Annotated in this window: 5 protein-coding genes; 3 read left to right on the top strand and 2 right to left on the bottom strand. The window is 64.9% G+C overall.

Going from position 1 to position 6,106, the window contains the following annotated elements; all coding sequences use genetic code 11:
- The first annotated feature begins 418 nt into the window (after positions 1 to 418).
- From N2652_10790 to N2652_10780, 3 genes are all read left to right on the top strand, one after another.
- Positions 419 to 2,029: an endo-1,4-beta-xylanase gene (locus N2652_10790; protein MCX7819671.1), complete on the top strand. Its 1,611-nt coding sequence runs from the start codon at positions 419 to 421 to the stop codon at positions 2,027 to 2,029.
- A 97-nt stretch (positions 2,030 to 2,126) separates the two neighbouring features.
- On the top strand, positions 2,127 to 3,122 hold the full coding sequence (locus tag N2652_10785) for an NAD-dependent epimerase/dehydratase family protein (GenBank protein ID MCX7819670.1): 996 nt from the start codon (positions 2,127 to 2,129) through the stop codon (positions 3,120 to 3,122).
- Positions 3,095 to 4,567, top strand: a complete 1,473-nt coding sequence (locus N2652_10780) for a hypothetical protein (GenBank protein MCX7819669.1) — start codon at positions 3,095 to 3,097, stop codon at positions 4,565 to 4,567. The genes N2652_10785 and N2652_10780 overlap by 28 nt, the downstream gene beginning before the upstream one ends.
- Before the next feature lie 27 nt (positions 4,568 to 4,594).
- On the opposite strand, the gene N2652_10775 is transcribed toward N2652_10780, so the two are convergent.
- A complete protein-coding gene (locus tag N2652_10775; GenBank protein MCX7819668.1) occupies positions 4,595 to 5,686 on the bottom strand; it encodes a PilT/PilU family type 4a pilus ATPase in 1,092 nt (363 codons plus the stop codon).
- Entirely contained in the window at positions 5,662 to 6,015 is a 354-nt protein-coding gene (locus N2652_10770; protein MCX7819667.1) for a hypothetical protein, read from the bottom strand. Before N2652_10770 ends, N2652_10775 begins: the two co-directional genes overlap by 25 nt.
- Positions 6,016 to 6,106: the final 91 nt, after the last annotated feature.

The raw sequence follows: 6,106 nt of genomic DNA, 5'->3' as shown, positions 1-6,106 counted from the left end.
GCCACAGGCACACAGATGCCAGCGCCCGAGCGCCCCAGGGACGGAGATGTTCACGCCTAAGCCTGAGGGACGAACTGAGGGACGGAGATGTTTACTTGCGGGCGACCGAAAGGAACGAAGCGTTCAGCTCCACGCAACCGGTGTCAGAATCCAAAATGGTGTTATGGGGACAGAGCATTCTTTCTGAGGGGGGGCTTCCAAGGGATGTGCGGGTGGGATTAGAATGAGCCAAACGAGAGTCAAAGGTGCCGATGTGGTTTGGAAACTAACGCGTCGGATGGGGTTGTTGGTTGGTGTGCTCGCGGCCAGTGGCGCAGGAGCTCAGGACCTGTTCGATTCGTCGTGGAGCTCAATTGAATTGCCGAGTGATCGACGCTGGACGGTGGAACGCTCGAGCGGCCCCCGAGGTGAATCCGTATTGCGGATTCGTGTGCGTGAAGCCGCGCAGCCGTTTTACTCGTTGCAGGTGGGACAGCCATTGCGTGCGGCGTGGGCCGCAGGCGAACGGATCGGGCTGAGCTTTGTCGCGCGTTCGCCGACCTCCAACCGCGTGCGGGTCGCTGTAGAACAGGCGGGCCCACCCTGGGCAAATGTGGCGGAGATTGTGACGGAGTGGTCTCCCGAGTGGCGGCCGTACGGCGTTACCCAGACGACAGATCGGGCATGGGCGGCCGGCGAGCTGTGGGTTCGGATTCAAGCCGGTTTCGGCACGGGGGAGATGGAGATCGCAGATTTGCGGATACAGCGTCTCGGTCCGGACCCTCGGCTGGCAGACGCACGGTCGGCGGTGGCGCCGGCAGCGGTTGCGGAGCGAACGCGGCGGTTGCGGCAGTGCGAACTGGTGGTCCGCGTGCGCGACGGAGCAGGGCGGCCGGTGCGGGGGGCGCGGGTGGAAGTTCACCAGCAAAAGCACTCTTTTCTTTTTGGGTGCAACATTTTTCTACTCGATCCCGCGAACACGGAGCCATGGCAGCGCGAGTATCAGCGGCGATTTGGAGCGCTGCTGAATTACGCGACGCTGCCGTTCTACTGGGGCGCCTACGAGCCGGTGCGGGGACAGAGAAACGAGACGAAGCTGGAGGCGATGGCCCGGTGGTGTGAGGAGAGAGGAATCGCCGCGAAGGGTCATCCGATTTGTTGGCATGAGGTGTGGCCGCGTTGGGCGCCTGTCTCCGCAGAAGAGGCCATCCCGCTGCTGGAAGCGCGCGTCCGCCAGCTGATCCCCCGCTATCAGAAGTGGATTCGCTACTGGGATGTTTGGAACGAGGCGAACGCTGCGGCGGCACCGGCGCACCGTGGCACCGGAATCGGAGACTGGGTACGGCGTGATGGCCCCGCCCTGCCGGTGATGACGGCGTTGCGCTGGGCGCGGGAGGTGGCGACGCCGGATACGGTGTTGCTCTACAACGATTTCGACGTCAGCGCGCGCAACGAACGGCTTCTGCGGACGCTCGCGGCCTCGAATGCGCTCCCCGACGCGATCGGGCTGCAGTCACACATGCATGATGGCCCCTGGTCTCTCGAGCGTCTCTGGGAAGTGACCGAACGCTTCGCCGTGTTCGGCCGCCCGATTCATTTCACCGAGATGACGGTGGTCAGCGGCGCTCGGGCGCGGGGGGTGCCGGTGAAAGAGCGCTATGAGGCGGGAGAATGGCCTACGACGCCAGAGGGTGAGGCCGCACAGGCCGACTACGTCGAGCAAGCCTATCGGGTGTTGTTCAGCCACCCTCAGGTGGAGGCGATTACATGGTGGGATTTCAGCGATCGGGGGGCTTGGAAGCGCGCGCCGGCCGGCTGGTTGCGGGCGGACATGAGCCCGAAGCCGGTATATGAGCGTCTGATGAGGTTGATCCGCGGTGAATGGTGGACGGATGCCACCGCCACCACCGATTCCACGGGGACGGTTCGCGTCCGGGTATGGCGGGGCACCCATCGGGTGCGGGCGATTGCGGATGGAAAAAGCTTGGACGCCATCATCACGATTCCTCTGCGCGCCGGCGCAACGGCGGAAATCACGTTGACCCTGTGAGCGATATCTGCGCCGCGCTTGCGGCTGAATGGCAGAGAACACAGACTCCGAAATGCGGCCGCCGCTGCAGCGGCCGGTGCGAGAACGGGGGTGACGGATGGCGGTCTCGAACGGCGAACTGACGCTCGTGACGGGGGCGGCCGGCTACGTGGGCGGCGTGCTGACGGCCGATTTGGTTGCGCAGGGCGTTCCGGTCCGGGCGATGGTACGGGATCGGCGCCGCGCCGGCGAACTTGAGCGGCTCGGTGTGCCGATTGTCGAGGCGGACCTGCGCGACGCGGACTCGCTTCGGCGGGCGGTACGCGGCTGCACGCGTGTGTATCACATTGCGGCTCTCTATCGTCAGGCTGGATTCCCGGAGCGCGTGTATCACGACATCAACGCCGAAGGAACGCGACGGATGCTCGATGCTTCGATCGAGGCTGGCGTGCGCCGGTTCATTCACTGTTCGACGGTGGGCGTGCTGGGCGACGTCCGTGACCCCCCGGGCACCGAGACCTCTCCGTACAATCCCGGTGACGCGTATCAGCGTTCGAAACTGGCTGGCGAGCTGATTGCGCTGGACTACTTCCGTTCGGGGCGCATTCGCGGCGTGGTCATCCGTCCGGCGATGATCTACGGCCCGGGTGACACGCGGAACCTGAAGATGTTTCGGATGATCGCGCGTCGGCGTTTTTTTTATGTGGGGCCGTGCAAGCATGTGCACTTCGTCGACGTGCGGGATCTCAGCCGGGCGTTCCAGTTGGCAATGGCGCGCGAGGACCTCAATGGTGAGGTGTACATCATCGCCGGTGAACGGGCGGTGCCGCTCGACGTGATGGCGCGCAAGATCGCGTCGGTGCTCGGGGTGCCGCCGCCCCGCTGGCGCCTGCCGGTGAAGCCGCTGCAGTGGCTCGGAACGATGTGCGAGGCGATCTGTACGCCGCTGAACATTCGGCCCCCCATCTTTCGCCGGCGCGTGGACTTCTTTACGAAGAATCGTCACTTTGACGCATCGAAAGCGGCGCGCGAACTTGGCTTCCGTCCCGCGCGAAGTTTTGAGGAGGAGGTGGAGGATATTGCCCGATGGTATCGGGACCACGGATGGCTCTGAGCGGTGCACTGATCACAGCGGTCGCGGCCGCGCAGCCGTTTGAAATTCATGTTCGAGACGCGGTGACCGGGCGGGGGGTTCCGCTGGTCGAACTGCGGACGGTGCATCAGGTCCGGTACTGGACCGACAACGCGGGACGGGTTGCGTTTGATGAGCCGGGGTGGATGTCCGGCCGGGTGTTCTTTTTCATACGAAGCCCCGGTTATGTCGCTCCGCGGGATGGGTTCGGGATGGAGGGGCAGGCGCTGGACGTCCGGCCGGGAGGCCGTGCGGAGGTGCGGCTGGTGCGCACGAACATCGCGGAGCGAATCGGGCGGATTACCGGCGCGGGACGGTATCGGGACTCGCAACTGCTCGGGCACACGGTTCCCGTGAGCGAGCCGCCGGTGCGTGGAGGGGTGGTGGGGCAGGATTCGGTTCAGGCGGTGGTCCACCGTGGGCAGATCCATTGGTTTTGGGGCGATACGAGCCGCGCGTCTCACCCGCTGGGCAACTTCCACACGACGGGGGCGGTATCCGCCCTACCTGCGCCCGGCTCCCCGCCGCAGGACCTTGGTGCGATGCTGCGGTACTGGGAGAGCGAAGAGGGGTTTGTGCGGCCGATGGCGCCGGATTTTGGAGAGGGCATGGTCTGGGTGGATGGCGCCTGTAGTGTGCCGGATGCGAGCGGGAGACAGCGGCTGGTTGTGCGGTACGCGAGGATGAAAAGTCTGGAACGGCAGCTGGGGCACGGCTTGGCGGAGTGGGACGAGGAGCGCTGTTCGCTGCGCCGGCTGTTCGAGTATGGCGAATCGGTGGGCTGGCGCCATCCGGCAGGGCAGGCGGTACGGGTGGGTGACTGGGTGCTGTTTGCGCAGCCGTTTGCGACCGTCCGCGTGCCGGCGCGTTTCGAAGCGGTGACGAACCCGGCAGCCTATGAGTGTTTCGCGATCCGCAACGGCGCGTGGGGATGGGGAGCCACCGGCGAGCCCGGCACGCCGGAAAGGGAACGCGAAGCGATCCAGCACGGCGCCCTGACGGCGGGGGCGGCCCGGCTGCAGCTTCGCGACGCGGGCGGTCGGCTGATCCGGCCCCACGCCGGTTCCGTCCGTTGGAATGGGTATCGTCGCCGGTGGGTGATGATCTTCGTGGAGAGCGGCGGGACGGAGTCGTTTCTCGGCGAGGTGTGGTATTCCGAAGCTCCGGACTCCACCGGTCCGTGGTGTCGCGCGGTCAAGGTGGCGACGCACCCGTCCTACTCTTTTTACAATCCCGTACACCACGATTTTCTGGACGAGGCGGCCGGCCGTTACATTTACTTTGAAGGGACGTTCGCGGAGACGTTCTCCGGAGCACCGTTCGCCATTCCGCGGTACGATTACAACCAGCTGTTGTACCGTCTCGATCTGGACGATCCACGTCTGCGGGCAGTGTTTGACGCGACCCGGGAGGCGGATACACCGTAATCGCGCGGTGTCCGCGGCCGGCGCCGCTCAGGTGGACAGGATGCGGCGCGCCTCGTCGAGGAAAACGCCCTTGAGATTCATGCGCAGCGCTTCCGGATTGCTCGCGTACCGCAGCGCGACTTCTTCCGTGACCTCTCCGGCGCGGATCATCGCATACAGCGACTGGTTGAATGTCTGCATTCCGTCCTCGGTGCCGGTTTCGATTGCGGCGGGCAGCTTATCCAGCCGGTTCTGCTCGATGAGTTTGCGGACGGTCGGTGTCACGATCAGGATTTCGACGGCGGGACGCACACCTCCATCGGTGGAGGGAACCAGACGCTGGCAGAAGACCGCTCGCAGATTGTCCGCGAGCGCCATGCGGACCGAGTCGCGCTCGCTGGCTGGAAAGAAGTCGAGGATGCGGGGGATCGCCTGCGCCGCGGTGCCGGTGTGCAGTGTGCTGAACACCAGATGACCGGTCTGGGCTGCCGAGAGGGCCGCGACGAAGCTCTCCGCATCTCGCATTTCGCCGATCATGATCACGTCTGGATCCTGCCGGAGCACATGTTTGAGCGCCGCGTGAAAGGACTGCGTGTCGATGCCGACCTCGCGCTGGGAGATCACCGAGCGAGCGGGGCGGAAGAGGTATTCGATCGGGTCTTCGATCGTCACGATTCGGCGCACCAGGTGGGTGTTGATATGTTCGATGATCGCGGCCAGCGTTGTGGACTTCCCGCAGCCGGTCGTGCCGGTGGCCAGCACGATACCGCGCGGGAACATTGCGATCGCCCGAATTTGTGGCGGCAGGTGGAGCTCCTCAAACGACGGGACGCGGTCTTTCACATGTCGCATCGAGATCGTGCAGTTGCCGGTCGCGACAAACACGTTCACGCGGAAGCGCCCCACGCCGGGCTCCATGTGTGAAAAGTCGGCTTCCCGTCGCGTGCGGAACCCGTCCCGCAGGTGCGGCGGCAACAGCGCTTCGGCCGCAGCCGCCACGTCCGCCGCCGTAACGGGATCGGGAGCGGCAGGCACCAGCTCCTGCGCGATGCGCAACATCGGTGGCCGGTCGGGGACCAGATGCAGATCGGAGGCGCCGCGTTCGACCGCGAGCTTCAGTAGTTCATGCAGTGTGGGCATTGGGTGCCGGCTTCTTTCGACCAGCACTGCAAGCGGCGCCGAAACTCTTCCGGCATGTTAGTGAACAACACCCAGATCCGGTGCAGTCCGCGGGCGGTGTCCGGGGCGGTGTGCACCACAATGCCCTCGCACTTCGCGCGCTGTTCCTGCCCCGCACCGTCGGGAAGACACAGGTCGAGCATCAGAATCTTGAACATCGCGAGGGGACGCCGCGTGTAGAACTGAACGCCCAATGGACAGCACCGAAACCCGCGCCGATCCTGCGCCGTCTCTTCCTGGTCCCAGCAGACCAGGATCTCGGGAACCGCCGTGCTTTCGACTTGATCCACGTGAAGACTACTACTGCCAGCCCAAGTGGTTGTCAACACAGGGATGGCAGAAAGTTCATTTTTGTCATATTCGAACCTCCGGCGCGGGCTG

Source organism: Kiritimatiellia bacterium (assembly GCA_026417735.1).
Lineage (GTDB): Bacteria > Verrucomicrobiota > Kiritimatiellia > PWTM01 > PWTM01 > CAACVY01.
The sequence above is the reverse complement of the archived record's forward strand: the minus strand, read 5'-3'. Positions and strand labels throughout refer to the sequence as shown.

Excerpts from the sequence above, each read along its gene's own strand:
- N2652_10785 (MCX7819670.1), top strand. The coding sequence starts at position 2,127 with ATGGCGGTCTCGAACGGCGAACTGACGCTCGTGACGGGGGCGGCCGGC.
- N2652_10780 (MCX7819669.1), top strand. The coding sequence starts at position 3,095 with ATGGTATCGGGACCACGGATGGCTCTGAGCGGTGCACTGATCACAGCG.
- N2652_10775 (MCX7819668.1), bottom strand. The coding sequence starts at position 5,686 with ATGCCCACACTGCATGAACTACTGAAGCTCGCGGTCGAACGCGGCGCC.